Genomic DNA, 26251 nt, shown 5'->3' with positions numbered 1-26251 from the left:
GAGTTCACAGCGACCAGTCCCCGCTCTTGCCGCCGGACTTGGCCAGCACCTTGATGTCCCCGATCACGGCGTGCTTGTCCACGGCCTTGATCATGTCGTAGAGGCTGAGGGCCGCGACCGAGGCGGCGGTGAGGGCCTCCATTTCGACGCCGGTCACGCCACGGGTGCGCACGGTCGCCTCGATCCGCACGTCGCGTTCGCCGGGATGGAAATCCACGGTGACCTTGCTCAGCGGCAGCGGGTGGCAGAGCGGGATCAGCGAGGGCGTCTGCTTCGCGGCCATGATGCCGGCGATCCTGCTCACGGCTAGCGCGTCCCCCTTGGGCAGCCCGCCGGAGACGAGCAGCTCGACCACGTCCGGCCGCATGCTCAGCACGGCCTGGGCGGTCGCTTCGCGCGTGGTTTCCGGCTTGGCGCTGACGTCCACCATGTGGGCGGAGCCGTCCTCGCGGACATGGGTCAGCGCGGCGGTTGTTTCGGAGTCCTTCATAGCAGCCATATTTCCACGTTTTCGCCGGCCGCGGCCGAGCCCGCATCCGCGGGCAGGTGCACCAGGGCGTTCGCCTGCGCCAGCGCGTGCAGCAGGTGGGACCCCGCACCGCCCACGAGGCTGACCGCGGCGCCGTCGTAATAGCCCCTCCGGACCTGGTGCTTGCCCTTGGGGGATTCCACGGCCTCGGCCAGCGGCACGCGCAACACGGTCCGGAGTGCCGGCGCGCCCAGCACTTCGCTCAGCGCCGGCCGCAGGAACATCTCGAAGGAGATGAGGGAGCTGACGGGGTTGCCCGGAAACCCGAGGAAGGCGACCGAGTCCACGGTGCCGATGGCCTGCGGGCCGCCCGGCTGCATCGCGACGGATTCGAACCGCACGTCCTCGGCGGCCAGCGCCTGCTTGACGACTTCGAAGGCGCCCTTGCTGATCCCGCCCGAGGTCACCAGCAGCTGCGGCCGGTGCTGCCGCAGGTCCTCGCGCAGCCGTGCACTGAACGCTTCCGGCGAGTCGGCCAGGATCCGGCTGCCGGCCACGTCCGCGCCGGCCTGCGCCAGCGACGCGGCCAGCAGGGTGTTGTTCGCATCGAAGATCTGGCCCGGTGCTGGTACCGTGCCGGGCGGCACTACCTCGTCCCCGGTGCTGAGCAGCAGGACGCGGGGCCGCGGCAGCACCGGCACCCGGTCCAGGCCGAGCGCGGCCAGCAGGCCCAGCTGCGGAGGGTCGAGCCGTGTGCCACGGCGCAGCGCGAGGGTTCCGGCAGCGATGTCGCTCCCGGCCGGCCGGACGAACTGCCCGGCCGGGACGCGGGCCGGCAGGGTGACGGTCTGTCCCGCGCGGAACGGCCTGAAGCCGTCCGGCAGGGCCTGTTCGATGGGGACGACGGCGTCCGCGCCGGGAGGCAGCATCGCCCCGGTCATGACCGGGAGGGCCGTCCCGGGCGGCAGCGGCGGGGCCGGGTGTCCCGCGGCGACGGTCTGCCCCACCGGGAACTCGGTGCAGGCGTGCGTGGACTCGCTGGACACGGCGTATCCGTCCATCTGCGAATTAGCGAACGGCGGCAGGCTCACGGGCGCAGTGATGTCCCGGGCAAGCGGCCGGCCGATGGCTTGCAGCAACTCCACGGTCTCAGCATCGCCCGCGAGGCTCGCCAGCGCGGTGCGTAGCAGCTCAGTGACCGCGTCCCGGTGCTCGGCTACCGATCTTGCCACCGGCGTCTCCCTTCCCTCTGGTGCCATCCTAGGGCAACGCCTCCGCTGCCTAGGGCCCGCCCGTCAGTTCGCGCTGCGCGCCGGATAGACGGCCACCTCGCTGGCTTTCACCGCGAAGAAGACCCGGCGCCCGGGCTGGAGGTCCAGGTCCGCGGCCGCGGCGTGCGTGACCTCGGCGGCCAGCCGGCCGGCCCGGACCACTAGATGTCCGGTGGCCGGTTCAAGTTCTTCGATGGCGGCTTCGAGAACGTTCCGCGGGCTGCCGTGGGGGCGTTCGGTGAAGACGCTGACGGCCGCCGGGCTGAATGCCGCGACCGCCGGCTCGCCGTCGAGCAGTTCCGGGGCCCGGTTGCCGAAGACCACGCTGCCGGCCGGGATGGGGGGCTGCTGGGCCGCCGCGCCGAGTCCGCCTTCCGCGGCGCGGCCGCTGATGAGGTTCAGTCCGGCCAGCCCGGCGGCGAAACTGCTGCGCGGTCTGGAGAGCAGCTGCCGCGGCGTCCCCTCTTCCGCCACCCGGCCGTGCTCCAGCACCACGACCCGGTCTGCCAGGTGCAGCGAGTCCAGGATGTCGTGCGTGACGATGAGGGCACGCCGGCCGTCCAGTACCCGCCGCAGCATCCGCCGGATCACCGGTGCGACGGCGACATCGAGCGCGGCCAGCGGTTCGTCCAAGAGCAGCAGCGACGGCTCGGCGGCCAGGGCGCGGGCGATGGCCACCCGCTGCGCCTGCCCGCCGGACAGCGCGGCCGGCCGGCGCTCCGCCAGCTCGGCGGCCTCGGCCTCCGCCAGCCAGCGCCGGGCCTGCTCCCTGGCTTCCCGCCGGGATGCGCCGCTGCTGCGCGGCCCGAAGGCCACGTTCTCCAGCACGGTGAGCTGCGGAAACAGCAGCGCCTCCTGCGAGAGCAGGGCCACCGAACGCCGGTGCGGCGGCACCCAGTGGCCCGGGCCGAACAATCTGCGCCCTTCCAGCATGGCCTCGCCCCGGTCGGCACGGAGCAGCCCGGCGGCCAGCCCCAGCACGCTGGACTTGCCGGCGCCGTTGGCACCCATCAGCGCCACGGTTTCGCCGTCCCCGATTCGCACTCCCACGTCCAGGCCGCGGTCCGCGAGCCCGGCGGTCATCGTGAAGGTCATCCCGCGCCGTCCCGGCCGAGGGACGTCCGGCTGTACGTCAGGGCCACGATCACGACGGCGGTCGCCACCAGCAGCATGGACAAGGCCATGGCCGCCTCCGGGTCCGTTTCGTGCTGCAGGTAGATTTCCAGCGGCAGCGTCCGGGTCACCCCGGCGAGGCTGCCGGCGAAGGTGAGCGTGGCTCCGAATTCCCCCAGCGCCCGGGCGAAGCAGAGGATCGTGCCGGACAACATCGACGGCAGCAGCAGCGGCAGTGTCACGCGCCGCAGGACGGTTCCCGGCGCGGCCCCAAGGGTCGCGGCCACCCCCTCGAACTTGGTACCCGCCGTGCGGAGCGCCGCCTCGACGCTGAGCACCAGGAAGGGCAACGCCACGAACGTCTGTGCCAGTACCACTGCGATCGTCGAGAACGCGATCTGGATTCCGAGGACCTCGAAGGCCTCGCCCAGCAGCCCGCGGCGCCCGAAGGTGTAGAGCAGCGCCATGCCGCCGACGACGGGCGGCAGGACCAGCGGCAGCAGCACAAGTGCCCGCAGCAGCTTCAGGCCGCGGAACCGGCCACGGGCTAGCACCAGGGCGAGCGGCGTGCCCAGCACGACACAGAGCAGGGTACTCACCGCCGCCGTGCGGAGGCTCAGGCCCAGGGCGGCCAGTGCGCCGCTGCTGGTGACCAGCGCCGGGAAGTCGGCCCAGTTGGTGCGCAGCGCCATCGCGAGCAGCGGGAGCACGATCAACAGCGCCCCGGCACCGGCGAGGGCGAAGACCCAGCCGGGCAGTCCGAGGGCCATGGCCCGGGCGCCGCCCGCGCGCGGCAACCCGGCCGTCCGCTGTTCCTCGGCGAGTTCGCGGGTCATGGCTTCCCGAACCCGGCCTGTGCCAGGACGTCTTGGCCCTTCGCGCCCGCCACGTACTCCACGAAGTCCTCCGCCAATGCGGAGCGCTCCGACGCACCGGCGGACCTGGTCACCCCGATCGGATAGGTCACGGCGGCCCGGTCCGCATGCTCGACCGGGATCGACTCGACCTCGCCGCCCGCCCGCACGGCGTCCGTGCGGTACACCAGGCCGGCATCGGCCTCGCCGGCACGGACTTTCGCCAGCACCGCTGTCACCGAACTCTCCTCGCTGACCGGCCGCAGGGTGACCGAGTTGGCCGCGGCCAGCCGCCGCCCGGCCGCCCCGCACGGTACCTGCTCGGCGCACACGACCACGGCGACGCCGTCGTCCTCAAGATCCGCGAGCCCGGTGATCCCGGCCGGGTTGCCCGCCGGCACCACCAGGGCCGGAACGTTCGACGCGAAGTCCCGGGGACCGCCGTCGAGCTCCCCCGCGCCGTCCACGCGCTTCATCGTGGCCGTGTCCGCCGCCGCGAAGACGTCGGCCGGAGCCCCCTCGAGGATCTGCGTCGCCAGCTCCGAGGAACCGGCGAAATTCAACCGGACGGACGAGCCTGGTTCAGCCGCCTCGAAGGACCGGGCGAGTTCGGTGAACGGCTCGGCAAGCGACGCGGCGGCGTAGACCGTCAGCACTTGCCGTCGGCGGTTTCCGGGCCCCGGTCCGGTTCGATGTGTCCGCGCAGCCGGACAGCAGCAGGTGCCCGCGGCCGCGGACGCCAGCACCGCCGTACGGAGGGACCGTCCGTAGGCCGCCCGCCCCGAGCCGCCCGTCCCGCCGGACCGCCCGCCCGGGCTCGGCGCCCTCACGCCCGCTGCCTCTGCGCCGGGGCGGACGGCGTCTGCACGATCACGTTCGTCGCCTTGATGACGGCGGTGGCGACCGATCCGGGTTCCAGCCCGAGCTCCCGCACCGCCTCCGCGCTCATCAGGGACACCACCCGATGCGGGCCGCACTGCAGCTCCACCTGTGCCATGACCTTGTCCATGACAACCGACGTGACCAGCCCGACGAAGCGGTTCCGTGCCGAACTCCCCGCCGCGGCGGTGTCCGGGGGCAGTTCTGCCTGCTTCTTGGCCAAGGCCGCCAGTTCCGTCCCCTCCACCACCGTCCGGCCGGAGGCGTCGCGCGCCCCGGACAGGGCCCCTCCGTCGATCCAGCGCCGGACCGTGTCATCGCTGACGCCCAGAAAGCGCGCTGCGTCGGAAACTCGTATTTGCGTCACAGAAGCCATCTTAGAACCGCAGATGCGCCAGCAACAGAGGCGACGCTGCCGCAGCCGACGGAAGTTCCGCCGTCGTCCCCTGCAACGGCGCCGCGCCTGACGTACCCTCGATATATGAGCGTTGAGTTGGGTATGCCCCGGGTCCCAGGGAGTTCCCCTGAACCGGCGCGCCCGCCCGGTACCGGGCCCGACCTGGTCGACAGGTTCGGGCGCCGCGCAACAGACCTGCGGATCTCGCTGACGGACAAGTGCAACCTGCGCTGTACGTACTGCATGCCCGCCGAGGGACTCGACTGGCTACCCAAGGAGCAGGTCCTCGCCGACAGCGAGATCGTCCGCCTGGTGCACATCGGCGTCGAACACCTCGGCGTGCGCGAACTGCGGCTCACCGGCGGCGAACCCCTGGTCCGGGCGGGCCTTGCGGACATCATTGCGGCAGTCCGCGCCAACCATCCGGACCTGCCGGTCTCGCTGACCACCAACGGCCTCGGCCTGGACAAGAAGGCGCGCGAACTCAAGGCCGCCGGGCTGACGCGCATCAACGTTTCGATGGACTCGCTGCACCCCGAAACCTTCGCCCGGCTGACGCGCCGCCCGTTCCTGGACCGCGTGCTCAAGGGCATCGACGCGGCCCGCGACGCCGGGCTGGGGCCGATCAAGATCAACGCCGTCCTGATGCGCGGCATCAACGACCAGGAGGCGCCTGGGCTGCTGGACTGGGCCGTGACCCGCGGCTACGAACTGCGCTTCATCGAACAGATGCCCCTGGACGCGGACCACGGTTGGACCCGGCAGGACATGATCACCGCCGCAGAGATCCGCGGGCTCCTCGAGCACGGTTTCGTCCTGTGCCCTGACCCCCGGCGGCGCGACGGCGCGCCGGCGGAACGCTGGGAAGTACGACGGCGGAACTCGCCGGAGGAGCTCATCGGTACGGTCGGCATCATCGCCTCGGTGACGGAACCGTTCTGCGCGGACTGCCGGCGCACCAGGATCACGGCCGAGGGCAAGGTCCGCTCCTGCCTCTTCTCGCACGAGGAGACGGACCTGCGGGACCTGCTCCGCAGCGGCGCGGGCGACGAGGCCGTCGCCGACCGCTGGCGCGCGGCCATGTGGGCCAAACCGCGGGCGCATGGCATGGACCATACGGGCCTGGACAGCGCCGACTACGTCCAACCCGACCGCAGCATGAGCGCGATAGGCGGCTAAATGATCATCAGGTATTTCGGCGCCGCCCAGGCCGCGGCCGGCATCGGCGAGGAGACCCTCGACCTGCCGAACGGCAGCACTCTCGGAGAGCTCCTGCGGCTGCTGGCAGAGCGCCATGCCGTACCGGCGGCGCCGGGCGCACCGGAACTGGCCACGGTCATCAACCGCAGCAGCTTCCTCGTCAACGAACTGGCCGCCCGTGACCGGGCGATGAAGCTCATCGATGCCGACACGATCGACATCCTCCCGCCCTTCGCCGGCGGGTAGGCCGTACCGGAACGGCCGGCCCTCCACCTGCGGAACCGCCGCCCTATCCTGACCAAAAAAGGCCGTTGCCTCCCGCTTCCGCAGGTGGCAACGGCCTTCAGCGCCGGAAGGTCCTCAGAGCCCGAAGTCGGCCGGGCTGTCGAAGGGCCCGACCACAGTGATGGTCCGGGGCGCCGCGGCGAGTTCCGCGGCCAGGGCCTGGACCTCGGCGGCGGTGACGGCCTGGATGCGTGCCAGCGTTTCGTCCGCATCGAGGAACTCGCCGGTCACGAGTTCCGCCCGGCCGAGCCGCGACATCCGCGATCCGCTGTCCTCGAGGGCCAGGACGATTCCGCCGGAGAGCTGCCCCACGGCCTTGCGCAGCTCCTCGTCGGTGATGCCCGTGGCCGCGAGCTTGTCCAGCTCGGCCCCGAGCAGCCCGATGACCTGCTTGGTCTTGGACGGCGAGCAACCCGCATACATTCCGAAGTACCCGGCGTCCGCGTAGGCGCCGGCGAAGGAGTAGGTGGCGTAGACGAGTCCGCGCTTCTCCCGGATCTCCTGGAACAGCCGGGATGACATTCCGCCGCCGAGGACGGCATTGAGCACGCTCATGACGAACCTCTGCGGGTCCGTCGCGACGATGGACTGGCAGCCCATCACGATGTTCACTTGCTCGACCGGCCGCCGGTGGACGTGGATGCCGGGGATCGAGTTGATCGGGGCCGGTTCGGTGGGACGCCGCTCGACGGGTTCCGCACCGGGCTCCAGGGCCCAGCCGGCACTCTCCAGGGCCTGCAGGACCAGGGCGCACACCTCGTCGTGGTCCAGGCCGCCGGCAGCCGTGACGACCAGTTCGTCCGGCCGGTAATAGCGCTCGTAGTGCTCCCAGACGGCCTGCCGCGGCACGGCCATGATGGCCTCCGGGCTGCCGCCGATCGGCCGGCCGAGCTCGTGTCCGGCCAGCACCGCCTCCACGAACTTCTCGTGGCAGACGTCGGAGGGATCGTCATTGTCCATGGCGATTTCCTCGAGAATGACGTGCCGTTCCTGCTCGAGCTCGTCCTTGTCGAGGACCGCTGACGTCACCATGTCGGCGATGACGTCGATGGCCATGGGCAGGTCCGTGTCCAGCACCCTCGCGTAATAGCAGGTGTTTTCCTTCGCCGTGGCCGCGTTGGATTCCCCGCCGACCTCGTCGAAGGCCGAGGCGATGTCCAGCGCGGTGCGGTTCCGGGTTCCCTTGAACAGCAGGTGCTCGAGGAAGTGCGTGGACCCGAAGTGGCCTTCGGCCTCGTCCCTGGATCCGACGCCTACCCAGAAACCCAGGGTGGCCGAGCGCAACCCGGGCATGGCTTCGGTCAGGACGCGGACGCCGCCGGGCAGCACGGAACGGCGGACGATGGCGGTGTCCTGGCTGCTTAGGCGGATTTCCATGGGCATAGCGGAACTCCCCGCCGCCGAGCCTTGCTCTGCAGCGGGGAGTTCCCGGTCAAATGCTTCAGGCATTTAGTCGTCGGAGCCTTCCGCAGGTTCCTCGGTGTTGCCCGGCGCTTCGGCCTGGCCGGCCTCGGCGGATTCCTCGGCCACGACCGGGGACAGGGAGAGCTTGCCGCGGTCGTCGATCTTGGTGATCTCGACCTGGACCTTCTGGCCCACGGAGACGACGTCGTCGACGTTGTCAACGCGCTTGCCGCCGGCGAGCTTGCGCAGCTCGGAGATGTGCAGCAGGCCGTCCTTACCCGGGGTCAGGGAGACGAAGGCGCCGAAGGTGGTCGTCTTCACGACCGTGCCCAGGTAACGCTCGCCGACCTCGGGGATCTGCGGGTTGGCGATGGCGTTGACCGCTGCACGGGCGGCCTCGGCCGAGGAGCCGTCCGTCGCGCCGATCAGCACGGTGCCGTCGTCCTCGATGGAGATGTCGGCGCCGGTGTCTTCCTGGATCTGGTTGATCATCTTGCCCTTGGGGCCGATGACCTCGCCGATCTTGTCCACCGGGATCTTCACCGAAATGATCCGCGGAGCGAACTCGGAGAGCTCATCCGGGGTATCGATCGCCGCGTTGATCACGCCGAGGATGTGCAGCCGCGCTTCGCGGGCCTGCTTCAGCGCCGCCGCGAGGACCGAGGCGGGGATGCCGTCCAGCTTGGTGTCGAGCTGGATGGCGGTCACGAACTCGGACGTACCGGCGACCTTGAAGTCCATGTCGCCGTACGCGTCTTCGGCACCCAGGATGTCCGTCAGCGCGGCGTAGCGGGTCTCGCCGTCGACCTGGTCGGAAACCAGGCCCATGGCGATACCGGCAACCGGAGCCTTCAGCGGCACGCCGGCGTTGAGCATCGACAGCGTCGAGGCACAGACCGAGCCCATCGAGGTGGAGCCGTTGGAGCTCAGCGCCTCGGAGACCTGGCGGATGGCGTACGGGAACTCCTCGCGGGAGGGCAGCACCGGAACCAGGGCGCGCTCGGCGAGGGCGCCGTGGCCGATTTCGCGGCGCTTGGGCGAACCCACGCGGCCGGTCTCGCCCGTGGAGAACGGCGGGAAGTTGTAGTGGTGCAGGTAGCGCTTGTGCGTGACCGGCGACAGCGAGTCAATCTGCTGCTCCATCTTGAGCATGTTCAGCGTGGTCACGCCCATGATCTGGGTCTCGCCGCGCTCGAAGATAGCGGAACCGTGCACCCGCGGGAGCACCTCGACCTCGGCGGTCAGCTTGCGGATGTCCGTCAGGCCGCGGCCGTCGATGCGGACCTGGTCCTTCAGGATGCGCTGGCGGACTACCTGCTTGGTGACGGAGTTGAACGCGGCGCTGATCTCACGCTCGCGGCCGGCGAAAGCGGAGTCCTCGGAGCCGGCAAGCTGCGCCAGGACCTCGGCCTTGAATTCGTCGGCGGCGTCGTTGCGGGCCTGCTTGTCGGCGATGGAGAAGATCTCCGTCAGCTTGCTGGCAGCAGCGGACTCGACGGCGGCGTAAGCGTCCTCTTCGTAGTCCTTGAAGACCGGGAACTCGACCGTCGGCTTGGCGGCGCGGGCCGCGAGGTCCGACTGAGCCTCGCACAGGGCGCGGATGAACGGCTTGGCAGCCTCCAGGCCCTCTGCCACGACCTCTTCGGTCGGCGCGGTGGCGCCCTCGTCCTTGATCAGGTTCCAGGCGTTGTCGGTGGCTTCGGCCTCGACCATCATGATGGCGACGTCGTCGCCATTGGCGTCGGAGACCACACGTCCGGCCACGACCATGCTGAAGACAGCGCGTTCCAGCTCAGAGTGCTTCGGGAAGGCGACCCACTGGTCCTCGACCAGGGCAACGCGGACGCCGCCGATCGGGCCGGAGAAGGGCAGGCCGCTCAGCTGGGTGGACATGGACGAAGCGTTGATGGCAACGACGTCGTAGAGCACGTCCGGGTTGATCGACAGTACCGTCACGACGATCTGCACCTCGTTGCGCAGGCCCTTGACGAAGGCCGGGCGCAGCGGGCGGTCCATCAGGCGGCAGGCCAGGATGGCTTCCGTGGACGGGCGCCCTTCGCGGCGGAAGAAGGAGCCGGGGATGCGGCCGGCAGCGTACATGCGCTCCTCGACGTCCACGGTCAGCGGGAAGAAGTCGAAGCCTTCGCGCGGGGACTTGCCGGCGGTCGTCGCCGACAGCAGGGCGGTGTCTTCGTCGATGTAGACCATCGCGGAGCCGGCGGCCTGCTGCGCAAGGCGGCCGGTTTCAAACCGGACGACGCGCTGGCCGAAGCGGCCGTTGTCGATGACGGCTTCGGAGAACTGGATTTCGGGACCCTCCAAGAGAGCCACCTCCGTTTCTGTGGTGGCGGAGGAAACCGGCACCGCCGCCAGGCTTGCCTGCCGGCCACTGTGGTCGGCGCCTGGTTGCGGCCGTTGGGCCGGATCAACACCCGGTCTTCGATCGAGACGCCCGGGGCGGCGCTGCGGTGCAGCTGCCTCCCGGAGGTCACTACCGAGGACCGCGAATGCTGACGATGCCGGTCAACTCCTGTTGATGTAATTGTGGTGGTGCAAACAAAAGGCGGCTCCCCCAGGTGCGCTCAGCAGTTCCGAGGGAGCCGCCTTCGTTGTCAGACTAGCGGCGCAGGCCGAGACGCTCAATCAGCGTACGGTAGCGGGCGATGTCGGTGTCATGCAGGTAGCCAAGCATGCGCCGGCGGCGACCGACCAGGGCCATCAGGCCGCGGCGGGTGTGGTGGTCATGCTTGTGCATCTTCAGGTGTTCCGTCAGGTCCGAGATGCGGCGGGACAGAACAGCGATCTGTACCTCGGGAGAACCCGTGTCGCCCTCGTGGGTGGCGTATTCCTTGATGATTTCCTGCTTGATAGCGGCGTCCAATGCCACAGTAACTCCTAGAAGTTGTGCCGTGAGGCCCGAATCAGCACTTCGCTGCCGGGGGCTCCGCAACCCTGCGACGGACTGGCCGGCAGGCACGGATAAATCCAGCCGCCACGGACCGCAGCCGGATTCGCCCTCAAGTCTACCGGCCCGGACTTACTCTGTCGAAAGCAGGGCCCGGCACTGGGCCACGTCAAGCTGCATCTGGGTCACCAGCGCCTCCGCCCCGGTGTACGCCACCATCCCCCGCAGGTGCTGCACGAATTCCACCACGACCTGCTGGCCGTAAAGGTCGAAGTCCGCGGTGGGCTCCGCAGGCCGGTCGATGACGTGGGCCTCGACCCGGCGGCTGGCGCCGACGAAGGTCGGATTGGAGCCGACGGAAATCGCCGCCGGCCACCGCGTCCCGGTCTGGTCGATCAGCCACCCGGCGTACACGCCGTCGGCCGGCACCAGGCCGCTCGCGTCCTTGGAGAGGTTGGCAGTGGGGAACCCCAGTTCGCGCCCGCGGGCATCCCCGTGCACGACTTCGCCGCGCACCCGGTGAAGCCGACCGAGGATCTGGGCGGCCGTGGCGACGTCGCCCGCGATCAGCGCCTCCCGAACCCAGGACGAGGAGCAGCGCCGGTCACCGTTCAGCACGTCCGGGGCGTCCGGCTGGTCCGAGCCGTACTCCTCGATGACGTCCACGGCGAAGCCGAACTGCTCGCCGAGTTCCTGCATGGTGACCAGGTCCCCCGAGTTGTCCTTGCCGAAGCGGACGTCGTGGCCGATGACGACGGCGCACACGCCCAGGGTCTCCACGAACACCTTGCGGACGAACTCTTCCGGGGTGTCGGCGGCCAGCTCCAGCGTGTAGGTCATCATCAGCAGGCCGTCGATGCCGGTTTCTTCCAGCGCGGCGACGCGGTCAGCCAGGCCCATGATCTGCGGCGGGGCGGACTCCGGACGGTGGACCTGGGCCGGATGCGGGTCGAAGGAGATGGCGACCGCGCTGGCGCTGTGCCGCGCGGCGGTCTCCACCAGGGTGGTGAGCACCTGCTGGTGGCCGCGGTGAACGCCGTCGAAGTTGCCCAAAGTTACCACTGAGGGACCAAAGCCGGACGGTACTTCGGCCAGGTCTTTCCAGTAGTGCACAGTTTCTCCTCGCGTAGTTCGGCTTCGGCGGCGGCTGCCGGCCCGCGCTGACGCGGGCGGGAAGACCTCATCCATTATGCAGACGGCGGCGCCGTTACCGCATTTCGGTACTGCCCGGCCGGTGCCTCCACAGCCACCATAGTCCCAGCAGCGGCAGCAGCAGCGGCACGTAGCCGTAGCCCTTGCCGAAGCCGGACCAGACCGTGTCGTCGGGCAGCAGCGCGGCGTCGAACACGCTGAGCAGGCCGACCACGAGCACCCCCAGCAGCTCCACGCTGATGGCGGCCACCGAAATCCAGTACCAGCGCAGGCCCTTCTTGGCCAGGGCGACGGCGGCGAGGATGTAGACGGCCGCGGCGAACGCGGACAGCAGGTACGCCACGGGAGCCTCGGAGAACTTGGTGGCGATCTGGTAGGCCGCCCGCGCCGTCGCGGAGACGGCGAAGATCCCGTACACGGCGATGATCAGCCGCCCCGGGCCGCTGGCGCGCTGCTCCATGCCGGCGGCGCGGTCAGCCTGCCCCTGGTTGGATTTCCGTCCGGCCGGACTGGTTGAGCTCATGGTTCCTAACTTCGCTTTCATAGTGCCGTTCCGGCTATGTCCCAGATCTGCTCCATGCGGACCAGCATCACGGCGATGGTGAGTCCGACGGCGCCCAAGACCAGGTTGCTCCAGCGGCTGCGTTCCAGCATGGACCACCAGAACGCGGCGACCGGGACCAGGAGGGCCGTGATCCAGTAGCCCCAGAACTCCCAGGCCTCCCCGGCAACCGGTTCTCCCCCGAGCTGCCGGAAGATCGCGGCCACCCCGTAGACGAGCAGGAAAAGTTCGACGGCGGCCACGGCCAGAATCGTGATGTCGTTCGGTGGCTGCCGGATGACCGCGGCGACGATGCAGATCAGCGCCGAAACCAGGCAGATCACCACGCCCGTGATGAAGAATCCGTCGACGACCACTAACGCCCGGCCTCGTCGTTGCCCGGTGCGAACACCAGCAGCGGCTTCGCATCGGAACCCTTGTTGTCCAGCAGCGCCACGAGCTGTCCATCGGGCGCGAACGCCGCGACCGGACCCGCCTCGGTGCTGGCGGAGATGCGGCGCCCGTGCGAGAGGTCAGCGGCCTCGGCCGGTTCCAGCTCCCGGGCAGGAAAGAGCGCGCGGGCCGCGTCGTCCAGTTCCAGCAACTGCAGCTCCTTGGCCAGCTCCTCGAGCGTCGCGGCTGAGTCGATCCCGTAGGGACCAACCTGGGTCCGCCGGAGGGCCGTCAGGTGTCCCCCGACCCCCAAGGCGTCGCCGAGGTCCCTGGCCAGCGCCCGGATGTAGGTGCCGGACGAACATTCCACGGTGGCATCGATGTCGAGAAGCTTGCCGCCCCGTTCGCGCCGGATGTCATGGATGTCGAAGCGGTGGACCGTGACCGGCCGGGCGGGTAGGTTCACTTCGGCGCCGGCCCGCACCCTCGCATAGGAGCGCTGGCCGTTGACCTTGATCGCGGAGACGCTGCTGGGGACCTGCTCGATGTCACCGGTCAGGTTGGCGACGGCGGCGCGGATCGCGTCCTCGGTGACGGCCGCGGCGATGGTCTCGTTCGTGACGTCGCCCTCGGCGTCGTCGGTCACGGTCGACTGGCCCAGCCGGATGGTCGCCGTATAGGTCTTCCTGGTGCCCACGATGTAGGTCAGGAGCCGCGTCGCCCGGTTGATTCCGACGACCAGGACGCCGGTGGCCATGGGGTCCAGCGTGCCGGCGTGGCCCACTTTCCGGGTACCCGCCAGGCGCCGCATGCGGCCGACCACATCATGACTGGTCCACCCCTGCGGCTTGTCCACGATTATCAGTCCTGAACGGAGCGGCCCGGAATTCACGCCTTCCAGTATATGGGTGCCAGGATGCTGCGAACGACGGCGGCGTCTCAGTATTCGGTCTTAGCGTCCAGTTGTTCCCAGCTTCGGAAGGGTTCCTGGGAGGTCGGCACCGTGATCTGGGAGACGGGCATCAGCGATTCCTGGCCCCGCCCCATGATGTAGTCGTAGAAGGCGGCGTCGTCGAAACCCGCCCGTGCGGCGTCATGGCGGTCGGCGGCGAAATACACCCGGTCCAGCCTGGACCAGAGCGCGGCGGAAAGGCAGAGCGGGCACGGCTCGCAGCTGCTGTACAGCGAGGCGCCGTCCAGGTTGAACGTCCCGAGCTCTTGGCAGGCGCGCCGGATGGCGACGACCTCTGCATGGGCGGTGGGGTCGTTGCTGGCGGTGACCCGGTTGGTGCCTTCGAAGACCCGGCCATCCGCAGCGACGACGATGGCGCCGAAGGGACCGCCCTGGGCGTCGACGTTCCTGACCGCCAGTTCCACCGCCTGGGTCAGGTATTCGGCGATCTTGTAGTCCATGGCACCACCTTGGTTCGGGGCTAATGCTTCGGTCGCTGACAGCTGCCGCTGCGCGGATAGCTTGACCCTACTGCACCAGCTTGTGCAGTTTCCACGCTGCCGCTGGCTGTGGGCCTGGGCCTTTAGCACCAGCGTGCCGCCTGCAGCCTTTCGAGAAGCGGCACAATCCGGACGAAGACGTGACGTACGGGTTCCGGGACGTCGAGAGCAGAGCATCCAGCTGCGAAGAAGCCCGGAGCCGTGGAGATCGCGCATAACACGCTCTTCGCCACGGTCCGGGCAGTTCCGGTGTCTCCCCCGGCGGGCAGGCGCTGAGCCGGCCCCGGGATCAGGTCAGCGGGATTGGATCAGCGGGTACCGTCGCGCTCGTCGGGATCCGCCGCGAAGTCTTCCTCGTCGTCGTCCTCTTCATCCTTGCGGTAGGGATCGGAGTCCCCGGCGAAGGTCGCGCCCTCGGCGAGGGCGGCCACTTCCGCATCCCGGGCCTTGGCCGTCCGCAGGAGTTCCTCCAGGTTGCTGGCGTTGACCGGGATCTCGTCCGGCACGAACTCCAGGGTCGGCGTCAGCCGGGCCGTGATGTTCTTGCCGACCTCCGAGCGGAGGATGCCCTTGGCCGACTCGAGGGCCTTGCGGGTGTCGCTCTGCTGCGCCTCGTCACCGAAGACGGTGTAGTACAGCGTGGCGTGCTGCAGGTCGTTGGTGACGCGGGCGTCGGTGATGGTGACGAAGCCGAGCCGCGGATCCTTCACCCTGCGGTCCAGCGCCTGTGCTACGACGACCTTGATCCGGTCAGCCAGCTTGGCTGCGCGGGCTGGATCAGCCATGGGTCCCCTCCTCATGTCGGGTGGTTAAGGGGCGGACGCCTGGCCGGCTGTGCGGCCGGTCCAGGCGCCCGCCCGGGAGAACTGACTAGACGCGCGGCTTCTCGCGCATCTCGTAGGTCTCGATGATGTCGCCTTCCTTGAGGTCGTTGAACGACCCCAGGCCGATGCCGCACTCGAAGCCCTCGCGGACCTCGGTCGCGTCGTCCTTGAACCGCTTGAGCGACTCGACGGTGAGGTTCTCACCGATGACGTTGCCGTCGCGGGAGACGCGCGCCTTGGAGTTACGGCGGATCGTGCCCGAGCGGACAATCGAGCCGGCGATGTTGCCGAACTTGGAGGAACGGAAGATCTCGCGGATCTCGGCGGTGCCGAGCTGCGCTTCCTCGTACTCCGGCTTCAGCATGCCCTTCAGCGCCAGTTCGATGTCATCGATCGCGGCGTAGATGACCGAGTAGAAGCGCATGTCGACGCCTTCACGGTCGGCCAGTTCGGCCACGCGCTCGGCCGGCTTGACGTTGAAGCCGATGATGATCGCGTTGTCCACGGTCGCCAGGTTGACGTCGTTCTGCGTGATCGCACCGACACCGCGGTGGATGACGCGCAGCTGCACATCTTCGCCGACATCGATCTTGAGCAGCGAATCCTCCAGCGCTTCGACGGCACCGGACACGTCGCCCTTGAGGATGAGGTTGAGGGTGTCAACCTTGCCCTCAGCCACGGCCTTGTCGAAGTCCTCGAGGCTGATGCGCTTGCGGCGCTTGGCCAGCGCGGCGTTGCGGTCCGCAGCTTCGCGCTTCTCGGCGATCTGGCGGGCGGTGCGCTCGTCGTCGGTCACCAGGAAGGTGTCGCCCGCGCGCGGCACCGTGGACAGGCCCAGGACCTGCACCGGACGCGACGGAGAAGCCGCCTCGACCTGGTCGCCGTTCTCGTCGAACATGGCCCGCACGCGGCCGTGTGCAATGCCGGCCACGATCGTGTCGCCAACCCGCAGCGTGCCGGACTGGACCAGCACGGTAGCGACCGCGCCGCGGCCCTTGTCCAGGTTCGCTTCGATGGCGATGCCGCGAGCGTCCTTGTTGGGGTTGGCCCGCAGGTCCAGCGCCGCGTCAGCGGTCAGCAGGACGGCCGAGAGCAGGTCATCGATGTTGAGGTTCTGGCGTGCGGAGACGTCGACGAACATGGTGTCGCCGCCGTACTCCTCGGGTACCAGGCCGTACTCGGTCAGCTGCCCGCGGATCTTGTCCGGGTTCGCGCCTTCCTTATCGATCTTGTTCACGGCCACCACGATGGGCACGCCGGCGGCCTGCGCGTGGTTCAGCGCCTCCACGGTCTGCGGCATGACGCCGTCGTCCGCGGCGACCACCAGGATGGCGATGTCGGTGACCTTCGCACCACGGGCACGCATGGCGGTGAACGCCTCGTGGCCCGGGGTATCGATGAAGGTGATCCGGCGCTGCCGGCCGTCGTGGTCGAAACCGATCTGGTAGGCACCGATGTGCTGTGTGATGCCGCCGTGCTCGCCCTCGACAACGTTCGAGTGCCGGATGGCGTCGAGCAGGCGGGTCTTACCGTGGTCCACGTGGCCCATGACGGTCACAACAGCCGGACGCTTCTCCAGGTCCGCGTCGCCCTCCGCCTCGAGTTCGGCCTCAAGGTCGATGTCGAACGAATCGAGCAGCTCGCGCTCTTCGTCCTCGGGGGAAACAACCTGGATCTTGTAGCCCAGTTCCGCGCCGAGGACCTCGAAGGTCGCCTCGTCCAGCGACTGGGTGGCCGTGGCCATCTCACCGAGATGGAACAGCACGGTCACCAGTGCGGCCGGGTTCGCCTCGATCTTGTCGGCGAAGTCCGTGATGGAGGAGCCACGGCGAAGGCGGACAACCGTGTTGCCATCGCCGCGGGGAACGCTCACGCCGCCCAGCGACGGTGCGCTCATCTGCTCCAGTTCCTGGCGCTTCGCGCGCTTCGACTTGCGCTGCTTGCCGCGGCCGGCGCCGCCCTTGCCGAAGGCGCCCTGCGTGCCGCCGCGTCCGCGGCCGCCCTTGCCGAAGCCACCGCCGGCCGGTGCACCACCCGGGGCACCGCCCGGACGGCCGGGAGCACCCGGACGAGCGGGACCGCCGGAGCGGCCGGCGGGTGCAGGACGCTCGGTGCGGTTGGGCATCATGCCCGGAGTCGGACGCGCGCCACCGGGACCGCCGCCGGGCCGCGGGGCGCCGGGACGGGGTGCGCCCGGACGGGGCGCTCCGGGACGGGGTGCGCCGGGACGCGGCGCGCCCGGACGGGGACCGCCCTGGCCGGCTGCGGGACGGGGACCGCCCTGACCGGCAGCCGGGCGGGGCGCGCCGTCACGGCCGCCCCGGGGCATGCCCTGGGACGTCGCGAAGGGGTTGTTGCCCGGACGCGGCGCACGATCGGAATCGCGGTCGCCACGGCCCCGGGGCATACCCTGGGACGTCGCAAAAGGATTGTTGCCCGGACGGGGGCCGGAAGGCCGGGGTGCGCCGGGGCGCGGGGCGGCGGAACCGGGCTTGGGAGCAGCCGGGGCCTCGTTCGGGGTTGCCGGAGCGGACGCAGCAGCCGGAGCGGACGGCGCAGCCTGGGCCGCAGGTGCCTGCGGTTCGACAGGTGCCGAGGGAGCGGTCGGCGCCGCAGGTTCGGCCGGCTGGGACGCGGCCGGAGCCGGCGAGGGCTTAGCGCCCGGACGCGGCGACGGGGCGGCACCGGGCTTGGGCCCGGGAGCCGGACGTCCTGCAGGCGCAGGCCGTTCGGCGGGCGCAGCGGCGCCCTTGGCACCGGCGGCCGGGAAGGCATTGCGAAGCTTCCTGACTACGGGTGCCTCGATCGTCGACGAAGCGGACCGGACGAATTCGCCCAGTTCCTGCAGTTTGGCAACTGCATCTTTAGAGGTAATACCGAGCTCTTTCGCGAGCTCGTGTACGCGGACCTTGGCCACATTTCTCCTGTCTCGGTCCGCACCGAGCCAGGTACGAACCGTCTATTTCTTGCTGCGGTCTCCCGCACCGCACGTGGGGTGCTGCGGAGAACGACCGTGAGCAGTGCACAACAGATAAGTCATCGTTGGGCACTCATCGCTTGGCACTCATCGGGTTTCCATCAGTTTTCTGACCCGCTTTCAGGTTGGACGGTTGTTCGCGCGTTGAAGTAGCTTTCGACCGCGCGGCTATCAACTTTACCCCTAAAGGCTCGGTTAAAGGCACGCCGTTTCAAAGCCAAGGCCATGCACGCGGAATCCGGGTGCAACCAGGCACCCCTCCCGGGCAAGCGGCGGTGGAGATCGACGACGACGGCACCAGGGCCGTCCGGCGCGATGGCCAAACGCAGCAGGCCGGGCTGGTCATCCTGCTTCCGGCAGCCAATGCAGGTACGCTGCGGAGGCTTCCGGGGAGACCGGACCGTAATCATTCTAGCGCTTTCGGCAAGCCGGCCACGAACCGGGCCGGTCAGATCGGGCAGGGATGCTATTGGACGGCCACCGCATCCGAGACGATGTCGATCCGCCAGCCTGTCAGCTTGGCCGCGAGGCGGGCGTTCTGGCCCTCCTTGCCGATGGCCAGGGAAAGCTGGTAGTCCGGCACCACCACGCGGGCTGACCGGGCGTCCGTGTCCGTGATCGTGACGGAGGTGACGCGCGACGGCGACAGCGCGTTGCCGATGAAGGTCGCCGGGTCATCGCTGAAGTCCACGATGTCGATCTTCTCGTCATGCAGCTCGGTCATGACCGCGCGCACCCGCGAACCCATCTCGCCGATGCAGGCGCCCTTGGCGTTCAGGCCCGGAATGTTCGCCTTGACGGCGATCTTGGTCCGGTGCCCGGCCTCGCGCGCCAGCGCGACGATCTCGACGCTGTGGTCCGCGATCTCCGGAACCTCGAGTTCGAAGAGCTTGCGGACCAGGCCCGGATGCGAGCGGGACAGCGTGATCGACGGGCCCTTCAGGCCGCGGTGGACGTCCACCACGTACGCCCTGAGGCGGGCGCCGTGCGGATAGCTTTCCCCCGGCACCTGCTCGGGCGGCGGCAGCAGCGCCTCAACCGTGCCCAGGTCAACCTGCACCATGTTCGGATTGTGTCCCTGCTGGATGACGCCCGAGACAAGCTCGCCTTCCTTGCCGCGGAAGACACCGAGCACGTTGTCATCCTCGGCATCGCGCAGGCGCTGCAGGATGATCTGCCGGGCGGTCGATGCCGCGATGCGGCCGAAGCCGTTGGGCGTGTCGTCGAACTCGCCGACGACCTCACCGTCCTCGTCGACCTCGGCGGCCCAGATGGTCACGTGCCCGCTCTTCCGGTCCAGTTCGGCCCGGGCCTTCTCGATGGAGCCGGGCGTCTTGTGGTACGCCACCAGCAGCGCCTGCTCGATCGTCGGAATGAGCAGATCCAAGGGGATTTCGCGTTCGCGTTCCAGCAGCCGCAGGGCGCTCATGTCGATATCCATGTCAGTCTTCCTCATTCTCAAGTTCGCCGCGCTGCTCAGCTGCGGCCAGTTCTTCGTTCAGCTGGGTGAATTCTATTTCCACTTTCCCGCTGCGGATGTTGCCGAAGGCCAACTCCACGGGATCGCCTTCCTTGGGCTTCATCCCCTTCCGGACCGCCAGCTGCGGGCGGAGTGTGACGCCGTCTTCCCGGACCTCCAGCAGGCGCCCGGTCACATCCTCACCGTCAATCACCTTGGCCCGCACCAGCCGGCCGAGGTTCCGCCGCCAGTGCCGCGGTTCGGTCAGCGGCCGGCTCACTCCGGGCGACGACACTTCAAGATCGTACGGGTCGGCGGCATCGTGCGGATCCTCGTCCAGGATCTTCGAGAGCACCTGCGACAGCTCCGCGATGGTGTCCAGTCCCACACCACCCAGCTGGTCCTCGGGCAGGTCCACGATGACATGCACGGTGCGCTGGGTGCCGGTGGTGCGCACCTCGACATCCTCCAGGTAGAGCTCCTTGGCGGCCACGGCCGGCGCTACGAGTTCCTTCAGGCGATCCGCCTCTGCATTGGTGCCGGTTGGATTCCCCGGCTGGAACCCGCCGGTGCGATCGGGCCGATCCGCCATTGCTGCCTCCCGCTAGATGATGTTGTAGCTACTAGCCTAGCGACTTTCCGGGGCAGTCGTTGACGCGCGCCCCGGCGCGGCATGGCATCATCGACTGTTGTGGAACCGTCTCCTGCACCGTCCGCCGCCGCGAAGTCCGGGCGGTTCCTGCGCCGCACGCTCCTGCTGCTGCTGGCCGGTGCCCTGGTCATCGGCCTGGGCACCGTCGTCACCCCTATCGACGACGGCCCGCCTCCCCTGGAGACCACCGAACAGCTGCGCGTGGACGCGGAGGATAGCCTGCTTGATGCCGCGGGCAGCCTCGAGGCGCTGGCCGGAGCGGAGGGGGAAAATAACGACGGCGGGTCCCGGCTGGCCGCCCGGCTCGCCGGAGACCTGCGCCGGCAGGCGGCGCTGTTCCCGCTGGTCACTACCTGGCCGTCCGGTTCCCCCGCGGCGCAGGACGGTCCAGCCGAGACGCGCCCTTCCGCAGGGAGCATGCCGCCCGCGGGCGGGGAGCCCTCCGCCGCCGCATCCGGCGCGGCCACGAGCGAACCCGAGCCGAGCCCGCAGCAGGCACTCAACGCGCTGTCGGCCACGTACCGGCTCCTGCTCGACGGCTCGCAGGCCGCCGATCCGGGGCTGGCGCGGCTGCTCGCCTCCGTCGGCGCCGCCGTCTACAGCCAGGCCACCGCCCTGCACGGCGCCTTCCCCCAAACCGAGCCTCCCGCGCGGTGGACGCCGCCGCCGGAGGCATCCCCGACGGGATGTGCGCCCGCCGCGAGCGGAGCCCCCTCGTCCTCCCCCGCCACGATGCCTCAGCCCGAGGACAGCACCTCCCCGGGCACCCCAGGCGGCAACGAAGCGCAGGCCGTGGCCGGCGTCGTCGTCACCGAATACCGCACGATCTTTACCTACGAAGCCGCGCTGCCCAGGCTCTCGGGCAAGGAACGCGCCGCCGCCGAGGAACGCTACGCGGCGCACCGCGCGCTGGCGGGGAGGTGGGAGGATCTCGCCGCCTCGGCCTGCCTCGGGCTGCCGGAGCGCGCGGCCGCCTACCCGTTCCCGGCGGATCCGGCCGCGCAGCCGCTTGACGCGCTGGCGGCAACCGAGCGGGACGCGGCCTCCGCGCTGGCCGATGCCGTCGCCTTCAACCGGTCCCTCCGCGGTGCGGCGGCCGCCGACCTTGCGGCGGCGGCTGTCCGGCTCGCCGAGACCGGAGGCCGGCCCCCGCTCACCCCGGGACTGTACGAGGACGGCCGCGAGGGCTGAGCCGGACGCGCGGGCAGGTTGCAAACGCGCGGGCGGCGGCCAACGGGCGGTCCAGCCGGCGGAGCTACCGGCCCAGCACGTTCTCCTGCACCACGTCGTAGCCGAGCTTGATGATCAGCGCGGCCACGACCACCAGGAACACGACGCGGATGAACCGGCTGCCCTTGGTGATCGCCATCCTGGCGCCGACGTAGCCGCCGGCCATGTTGGCCACGCCGAGCAGCAGGCCGAGGCCCCACAGCAGGGCACCGCTGGGCAGGAAGAACATCAGGGCGCCGGCGTTGGTTGCCATGTTGACGATCTTGGCCTTGGCGCTGGCGGCCAGGAAGTTGTAGCCGAGCATGGCCACCATGGCGATGATCAGGAATGAGCCGGTCCCCGGCCCGATCAGGCCGTCGTAGAAGCCGATGACGAGCCCGATCCCTGCAGCGGTGCCGAAGTGCCGCACGCCGCTGTAGCGCAGCTTCGTGAGGGTCCCGGCGGTGGGGCGGAGCGCCGTAAAGACGGCGACGACGACCAGGGCGACGATGATGATCGGCTTGAATACCTCGGCCGGCAGCATCGTGGCCACGATGGCCCCGCCGAAGCTGCCCGCCAGCGCCACCCCGGCCATCGGCAGCGCCGTCTTCAGGTCGGGGTGGGCCCGGCGGTAGTAGGTCACGGCGCTGGTCGTAGTGCCGAAGATGGAGCCCATCTTGTTGGTGGCCAGCGCCTGGACCGGGGCGATGCCGGGCACCAGCAGCAGGGCGGGAAGCTGGATCAGCCCGCCGCCGCCGACCACGGCATCGACCCAGCCGGCGGCGAAGCCGGCGGCGAGCACCAGCAGGATCGTCGCGAGCTCGAGTTCCTCGAGCCCGGAGATCACTTTCCGGCCAGCGCCGCCACGTGGGCGACAGCGTCCTCCAGGGGAATGTTCTGCGCCTCGCCGGTGGCGCGGTCCTTCACTTCCACCACGCCGTCCGCCAGGCCGCGGCCCACCACCACGATCGTCGGCACGCCGATCAGCTCGGCGTCGCCGAACTTCACGCCCGGAGAGACCTTGGGCCGGTCGTCATAGATAACGTCGAGGCCCGCAGCTTCGAGCTCGTCCGCGAGCTCGGCGGCCGCCTCGAAGATTTCGGTCCCCTTGCCGGTGGCCACCAGGTGAACGTCTGCCGGTGCGACGTTCCGCGGCCAGACCAGCCCCCTGGCGTCATGGTTGGACTCGGCCAGCGCGGCCACGGCACGGGTAACGCCGACGCCGTAGGAGCCCATGGTCACGGTGGTGAGCTTGCCGTTGGAGTCGAGGACCTGCAGGCCGAGCGCCTCCGCGTACTTCCGGCCGAGCTGGAAGATGTGTCCCATTTCGATACCGCGGGCGGCCTCGAGCGGGCCGGAGCCGTCCGGGGCGGGGTCGCCCGCGCGCACCTCCACGGACTCGATCACGCCGTCCCAGCCGAAGTCGCGCCCGGCGACGAGGCCGAACACGTGCTTGCCGTCGAGGTTGGCGCCGGTGATCCAGCTGCTGCCGGAGACCACGCGCGGATCCACCAGGAACAGCAGGCCGGTCTTGCCGTCGGTGCCCAGCACCGCGGCGTCGAGGCTCTCCCCAGGCCCGATGTAGCCCTTGACCAGGCCCGGGTGCTTCTTCAGGTCGTCCTCGGTGGCCGGCTCGATGCCCACTTCGCCGCCAACCGGCAGGAAGCCCGCGATGTTGGCCTCCACGCGCTTGAGGTCAACCGCGCGGTCGCCAGGGACGCCGATCACCAGGATCCGACGTTCCCCGGTGGGCAGCATGGCGGCCAGCACCACGTTCTTGAGCGTGTCAGCGGCGGTCCACGGCCTGTCGGCCCGGGGCGCGATGTCGTTGGCGGCGGCCACGAGGGTTTCGATGGTCGGCGTGTCCGGGGTGTCCTTCACCTCGGCCGCGGGCGCTCCGCTGAAGTCGATGGCCGGCGGAACCACGGTGGTGACGGCCTCGACGTTGGCCGCATAGCCGCCGGCCGAGCGCACGAACGTATCCTCGCCGACCTCGGTCGGATGCAGGAACTCCTCGCTCTTCGAGCCGCCCATGGCTCCTGCGGTCGCCTTGACCGGGATGACTTCCAGCCCGAGCCGGTCGAAGATCCGCAGGTACGCGGCGCGGTGCGCAGCATAGCTCGCGTCCAGCCCGGCGTCGTCGATGTCGAAGGAGTACGAGTCCTTCATGATGAACTCGCGGCCGCGCAGCAGGCCGGCCCGCGGGCGGGCCTCGTCGCGGTACTTCGTCTGGATCTGGTACAGGCAGACCGGCAGGTCCTTGTAGGACGAGTACAGGTCCTTGACCAGCAGCGTGAACATTTCCTCGTGCGTGGGCGCCAGCAGGTAGTCCGCGTCCTTGCGGTCCTTCAGCCGGAACAGCCCCTCGCCGTACTCGGTCCAGCGGTTCGTCGCCTCGTACGGTTCGCGCGGCAGCAGCGCCGGGAAGTGGACCTCCTGCGCGCCGATCGAGTTCATCTCCTCGCGTACGATCGCCTCGACCTTGGCCAGGACCTTCAGGCCCAGCGGCAGCCAGGAGTAGATCCCCGGGGCGGCCCGGCGGATGTAGCCGGCGCGGACCAGCAGCTTGTGGCTGGCGACCTCTGCGTCAACCGGGTCTTCGCGCAAAGTGCGCAGGAACAGAGTGGAAAGTCGCAGGACCACGCTTGGAATCCGTTTCTGGGTCAGGGAGGAAGAATCAGTTACCCATCCTACGGTTCCTCACCCCGCAGGCGTGAACCGGGCGGCCCGCTGCCTGTCCGCCCGGCGCGGGGACTTCAGAACAGCACGGTCGCGAAGGTGCCGACGCGGGTGAAGCCGACCCGCTCGTACGCCAGGATCGCCCGGTGGTTGTAGTCGTTCACATAAAGGCTCGCCACCGGGGCGAACCTGCGGGAGAGTTCGACGACGGCGGCCAGGGCCGGCGCGGCCAGTCCCCGGCCGCGGTACTTGGGATTGATCCACACGCCCTGCAACTGCACGGCCGCGGCAGAGACGTTGCCCAGCTCGGCCTTGAAGACCACCTCGCCTGTGATGTCGCGCTGGATGAGCGAATGCCCCTTGGCGATCAGGCTGCGCACGCGCTGGCGGTAGTGCTGGCCGCCCCCGGACATCGGCGAGTAGCCGACTTCCTCTTCGAACATGGCGACGCAGGCCGGCAGCAGCACGTCCAGGTCCTCCGGCTCGGAGAACCTGACGTCGGGCGAAGCGGGGACCGCCGGTTCGCCGCGCAGCTCCATCAGCGGCTGCCGCGGGCGGACGTCGAAGGGCCGGCTCGCGGTCTGCTGGTAGGACGACCAGATGCCCAGGACCGCCTCGGCCGGACCGAAAATCGACGACGTGCGGCGGTTCGCCGCGGCCAGGAAGCTGCCGAGGTGGGCGCCCTCCTCGGCGCTCAGGCCGGTCGGGACGACGTTGACGCCGGCCCAACACGCCCCGGTCAGTCCTTCGGGGGTGAAATAGCCGAGGATCTCGGCGCCGGAGCCGGTCGGACCGGCGGTCTTGGCGGCCTCGAGGTGGGCAGCGAGGAACACGTTGCCCACCGGATCCCGGTTGACCACGTCCCACAGGGCCGACGTGTCCTCGTCGGCCAGGACCCGGATGCCGGCCTCACCGGGGGCCGCCTGAGCGGCACCGGTGGTGCGGTCCCGCTGCCTGCTAGCTGACGGTAACCACGGGGCTACCCTGGACAGCATCTTCGCCATCGGCGTCCCCCATTTCCTCGGCAATTCTCATTGCTTCTTCGATGAGTGTCTCAACAATCCGGTCCTCAGGCACAGTCTTGATGACTTCGCCCTTCACGAAGATCTGGCCCTTGCCGTTGCCGGAGGCCACACCGAGGTCGGCTTCCCGGGCTTCGCCCGGACCGTTGACGACGCAGCCCATGACGGCCACGCGCAGCGGAACCTCCATCCCTTCCAGTCCGGCGGTCACCTCGTCAGCCAGGGTGTAGACGTCCACCTGGGCCCGTCCGCAGGAGGGGCACGAGACAATCTCGAGCTTCCGCTCGCGCAGGTTCAGCGACTGCAGGATCTGCAGGCCGACCTTGATCTCCTCCACCGGCGGCGCCGACAGCGAGACGCGGATGGTGTCCCCGATGCCCTTGGACAGCAGCGCGCCGAAGGCGGTGGCGGACTTGATGGTGCCCTGGAACGCCGGACCGGCCTCGGTCACGCCCAGATGCAGCGGCCAGTCCCCGCGCTCGGCCAGCAGCTCGTAGGCGCGGACCATGACCACCGGGTCATTGTGCTTGACGGAAATCTTGAAGTCGTGGAAGTCGTGCTCCTCGAAGAGCGACGCCTCCCACACGGCGGATTCGACGAGGGCCTCGGGGGTGGCCTTGCCGTACTTCTGCAGCAGCCGGGGATCCAGCGAGCCGGCGTTGACGCCGATCCGGATCGAGGTGCCGGCCGCCTTGGCCGCATCCGCGATCTCCTTGACCTGGTCATCGAACTTGCGGATGTTGCCGGGGTTCACGCGGACGGCCGCACAGCCGGCGTCGATCGCGGCGAAGACGTACTTGGGCTGGAAGTGGATGTCCGCGATGACCGGGATCTGGGACTTCTTCGCGATGATGGGCAGCGCCTCGGCGTCGTCGGCGCTCGGGCACGCCACCCGGACGATGTCGCAGCCGGCGGCGGTGAGCTCGGCGATCTGCTGCAGCGTCGCGTTGATGTCCGTGGTGGGCGTAGTGGTCATGGACTGGACGCTGACGGGCGAGTCCGACCCGACTCCGACCGAGCCGACTTTGATCTGGCGGGTCTTGCGCCGCGGAGCCAAAACGGGCGGCGGCGCCGCCGGCATTCCTAGGTTGACCGAAGTCAATGCATCCTCCAT

At 69.6% G+C, this 26251-nt stretch carries 26 protein-coding genes; 3 read left to right on the top strand and 23 right to left on the bottom strand.

The features are described from left to right. Positions 1–4 precede the first annotated feature (4 nt). From moaC to OC550_RS04680, 6 genes are all read right to left on the bottom strand, one after another. The gene (gene moaC / locus OC550_RS04705; RefSeq protein ID WP_262104133.1) at positions 5–499 is read right to left on the bottom strand and encodes a cyclic pyranopterin monophosphate synthase MoaC; all 495 of its coding nucleotides are present in this window, start codon (positions 497–499) and stop codon (positions 5–7) included. Continuing rightward, complete coding sequence (gene glp, locus OC550_RS04700) at positions 487–1701, bottom strand: gephyrin-like molybdotransferase Glp (protein ID WP_262104132.1); 1215 nt, start codon at positions 1699–1701, stop codon at positions 487–489. The genes moaC and glp overlap by 13 nt, the downstream gene beginning before the upstream one ends. 63 nt (positions 1702–1764) lie before the next feature. Continuing rightward, on the bottom strand, positions 1765–2835 hold the full coding sequence (locus tag OC550_RS04695) for a sulfate/molybdate ABC transporter ATP-binding protein (protein WP_262104131.1): 1071 nt from the start codon (positions 2833–2835) through the stop codon (positions 1765–1767). Then, positions 2832–3623 (bottom strand): ABC transporter permease, encoded by a 792-nt coding sequence (locus OC550_RS04690; protein WP_262106256.1) that lies wholly within the window; start codon positions 3621–3623, stop codon positions 2832–2834. Before OC550_RS04690 ends, OC550_RS04695 begins: the two co-directional genes overlap by 4 nt. A gap of 62 nt (positions 3624–3685) precedes the next feature. Next, positions 3686–4363 (bottom strand): molybdate ABC transporter substrate-binding protein, encoded by a 678-nt coding sequence (modA, locus tag OC550_RS04685; protein WP_262104130.1) that lies wholly within the window; start codon positions 4361–4363, stop codon positions 3686–3688. A 170-nt stretch (positions 4364–4533) separates the two neighbouring features. Continuing rightward, positions 4534–4953: a molybdopterin-binding protein gene (locus OC550_RS04680; protein WP_262104129.1), complete on the bottom strand. Its 420-nt coding sequence runs from the start codon at positions 4951–4953 to the stop codon at positions 4534–4536. 114 nt (positions 4954–5067) lie between these two features. On the opposite strand from OC550_RS04680, the gene moaA reads away from it, so the two are divergent. Together moaA and OC550_RS04670 are read left to right on the top strand one after the other, a co-directional pair. Then, complete coding sequence (gene moaA / locus OC550_RS04675; RefSeq protein WP_262104128.1) at positions 5068–6162, top strand: GTP 3',8-cyclase MoaA; 1095 nt, start codon at positions 5068–5070, stop codon at positions 6160–6162. Further along, a complete protein-coding gene (locus tag OC550_RS04670; protein ID WP_262104127.1) occupies positions 6163–6429 on the top strand; it encodes a MoaD/ThiS family protein in 267 nt (88 codons plus the stop codon). Between the two features lie 114 nt (positions 6430–6543). Here the strand turns inward: OC550_RS04670 and OC550_RS04665 are convergent, their stop codons facing one another. The 13 genes from OC550_RS04665 to rimP all read right to left on the bottom strand — a co-directional run bounded on the left by OC550_RS04665 (position 6544) and on the right by rimP (position 20167). Continuing rightward, entirely contained in the window at positions 6544–7851 is a 1308-nt protein-coding gene (locus tag OC550_RS04665; protein ID WP_262104126.1) for a pitrilysin family protein, read from the bottom strand. Positions 7852–7917: 66 nt separating this feature from the next. Next, positions 7918–10194: a polyribonucleotide nucleotidyltransferase gene (locus OC550_RS04660; protein ID WP_262104125.1), complete on the bottom strand. Its 2277-nt coding sequence runs from the start codon at positions 10192–10194 to the stop codon at positions 7918–7920. Between the two features lie 295 nt (positions 10195–10489). Then, positions 10490–10759, bottom strand: a complete 270-nt coding sequence (gene rpsO, locus OC550_RS04655) for a 30S ribosomal protein S15 (protein ID WP_262104124.1) — start codon at positions 10757–10759, stop codon at positions 10490–10492. A 150-nt stretch (positions 10760–10909) separates the two neighbouring features. After that, positions 10910–11890, bottom strand: a complete 981-nt coding sequence (locus tag OC550_RS04650; RefSeq protein ID WP_262104123.1) for a bifunctional riboflavin kinase/FAD synthetase — start codon at positions 11888–11890, stop codon at positions 10910–10912. 94 nt (positions 11891–11984) lie between these two features. Continuing rightward, positions 11985–12389, bottom strand: a complete 405-nt coding sequence (locus tag OC550_RS04645) for a hypothetical protein (protein WP_262106255.1) — start codon at positions 12387–12389, stop codon at positions 11985–11987. An 80-nt stretch (positions 12390–12469) separates the two neighbouring features. Beyond that, positions 12470–12847, bottom strand: a complete 378-nt coding sequence (locus OC550_RS04640) for a hypothetical protein (RefSeq protein ID WP_262104122.1) — start codon at positions 12845–12847, stop codon at positions 12470–12472. Further along, entirely contained in the window at positions 12847–13722 is an 876-nt protein-coding gene (gene truB / locus OC550_RS04635) for a tRNA pseudouridine(55) synthase TruB (protein WP_262106254.1), read from the bottom strand. The genes OC550_RS04640 and truB overlap by 1 nt, the downstream gene beginning before the upstream one ends. An 80-nt stretch (positions 13723–13802) precedes the next feature. Beyond that, complete coding sequence (locus tag OC550_RS04630) at positions 13803–14276, bottom strand: nucleoside deaminase (protein WP_262104121.1); 474 nt, start codon at positions 14274–14276, stop codon at positions 13803–13805. A 347-nt stretch (positions 14277–14623) separates the two neighbouring features. After that, positions 14624–15100: a 30S ribosome-binding factor RbfA gene (gene rbfA, locus OC550_RS04625; protein ID WP_262104120.1), complete on the bottom strand. Its 477-nt coding sequence runs from the start codon at positions 15098–15100 to the stop codon at positions 14624–14626. Between the two features lie 85 nt (positions 15101–15185). Then, on the bottom strand, positions 15186–18056 hold the full coding sequence (gene infB / locus OC550_RS04620; protein WP_262104119.1) for a translation initiation factor IF-2: 2871 nt from the start codon (positions 18054–18056) through the stop codon (positions 15186–15188). Between the two features lie 161 nt (positions 18057–18217). Continuing rightward, a complete protein-coding gene (locus OC550_RS04615; protein WP_262104118.1) occupies positions 18218–18526 on the bottom strand; it encodes a YlxR family protein in 309 nt (102 codons plus the stop codon). Positions 18527–18582: 56 nt separating this feature from the next. Next, a complete protein-coding gene (gene nusA, locus OC550_RS04610) occupies positions 18583–19557 on the bottom strand; it encodes a transcription termination factor NusA (protein WP_262104117.1) in 975 nt (324 codons plus the stop codon). A gap of 1 nt (position 19558) precedes the next feature. Beyond that, positions 19559–20167 carry a ribosome maturation factor RimP gene (rimP, locus tag OC550_RS04605; protein ID WP_262104116.1) on the bottom strand — a complete coding sequence of 203 codons (609 nt, stop codon included), beginning with the start codon at positions 20165–20167 and terminating at the stop codon, positions 19559–19561. 81 nt (positions 20168–20248) lie between these two features. Between rimP and OC550_RS04600 the strand changes: the two genes are divergently transcribed. Then, complete coding sequence (locus OC550_RS04600) at positions 20249–21418, top strand: ferritin-like domain-containing protein (RefSeq protein ID WP_262104115.1); 1170 nt, start codon at positions 20249–20251, stop codon at positions 21416–21418. Positions 21419–21482: 64 nt separating this feature from the next. On the opposite strand, the gene OC550_RS04595 is transcribed toward OC550_RS04600, so the two are convergent. From OC550_RS04595 to ispG, 4 genes are all read right to left on the bottom strand, one after another. Continuing rightward, a complete protein-coding gene (locus OC550_RS04595) occupies positions 21483–22283 on the bottom strand; it encodes a TSUP family transporter (protein ID WP_262104114.1) in 801 nt (266 codons plus the stop codon). Next, entirely contained in the window at positions 22280–24079 is a 1800-nt protein-coding gene (locus OC550_RS04590) for a proline--tRNA ligase (protein ID WP_262104113.1), read from the bottom strand. The genes OC550_RS04595 and OC550_RS04590 overlap by 4 nt, the downstream gene beginning before the upstream one ends. A gap of 113 nt (positions 24080–24192) precedes the next feature. Beyond that, complete coding sequence (locus OC550_RS04585; RefSeq protein ID WP_306556908.1) at positions 24193–25119, bottom strand: DUF4081 domain-containing GNAT family N-acetyltransferase; 927 nt, start codon at positions 25117–25119, stop codon at positions 24193–24195. Then, positions 25073–26239, bottom strand: coding sequence for a flavodoxin-dependent (E)-4-hydroxy-3-methylbut-2-enyl-diphosphate synthase (gene ispG, locus OC550_RS04580; RefSeq protein WP_262104112.1), 1167 nt, complete (start codon positions 26237–26239; stop codon positions 25073–25075). The genes OC550_RS04585 and ispG overlap by 47 nt, the downstream gene beginning before the upstream one ends. Positions 26240–26251: the final 12 nt, after the last annotated feature.

It is taken from the genome of Arthrobacter sp. Marseille-P9274 (assembly GCF_946892675.1).
Classification (GTDB): domain Bacteria; phylum Actinomycetota; class Actinomycetes; order Actinomycetales; family Micrococcaceae; genus Crystallibacter.
Note: the sequence above shows the minus strand (reverse complement) of the source record. Positions and strands in the feature narration are given on the sequence as shown.

Bases quoted from the DNA above. Each gene is read 5' to 3' on its own strand.
- moaC (WP_262104133.1), bottom strand. From the start codon at position 499: ATGGCTGCTATGAAGGACTCCGAAACAACCGCCGCGCTGACCCATGTC.
- OC550_RS04585 (WP_306556908.1), bottom strand. From the start codon at position 25,119: ATGGCGAAGATGCTGTCCAGGGTAGCCCCGTGGTTACCGTCAGCTAGC.
- rbfA (WP_262104120.1), bottom strand. From the start codon at position 15,100: ATGGCTGATCCAGCCCGCGCAGCCAAGCTGGCTGACCGGATCAAGGTC.
- OC550_RS04630 (WP_262104121.1), bottom strand. From the start codon at position 14,276: ATGGACTACAAGATCGCCGAATACCTGACCCAGGCGGTGGAACTGGCG.
- OC550_RS04670 (WP_262104127.1), top strand. From the start codon at position 6,163: ATGATCATCAGGTATTTCGGCGCCGCCCAGGCCGCGGCCGGCATCGGC.
- nusA (WP_262104117.1), bottom strand. From the start codon at position 19,557: ATGGATATCGACATGAGCGCCCTGCGGCTGCTGGAACGCGAACGCGAA.
- OC550_RS04695 (WP_262104131.1), bottom strand. From the start codon at position 2,835: ATGACCTTCACGATGACCGCCGGGCTCGCGGACCGCGGCCTGGACGTG.
- OC550_RS04665 (WP_262104126.1), bottom strand. From the start codon at position 7,851: ATGCCCATGGAAATCCGCCTAAGCAGCCAGGACACCGCCATCGTCCGC.
- rimP (WP_262104116.1), bottom strand. From the start codon at position 20,167: ATGGCGGATCGGCCCGATCGCACCGGCGGGTTCCAGCCGGGGAATCCA.
- OC550_RS04690 (WP_262106256.1), bottom strand. From the start codon at position 3,623: ATGGCCCTCGGACTGCCCGGCTGGGTCTTCGCCCTCGCCGGTGCCGGG.
- OC550_RS04615 (WP_262104118.1), bottom strand. From the start codon at position 18,526: ATGATTACGGTCCGGTCTCCCCGGAAGCCTCCGCAGCGTACCTGCATT.
- OC550_RS04600 (WP_262104115.1), top strand. From the start codon at position 20,249: ATGGCATCATCGACTGTTGTGGAACCGTCTCCTGCACCGTCCGCCGCC.
- moaA (WP_262104128.1), top strand. From the start codon at position 5,068: ATGAGCGTTGAGTTGGGTATGCCCCGGGTCCCAGGGAGTTCCCCTGAA.
- OC550_RS04645 (WP_262106255.1), bottom strand. From the start codon at position 12,389: ATGGAGCAGCGCGCCAGCGGCCCGGGGCGGCTGATCATCGCCGTGTAC.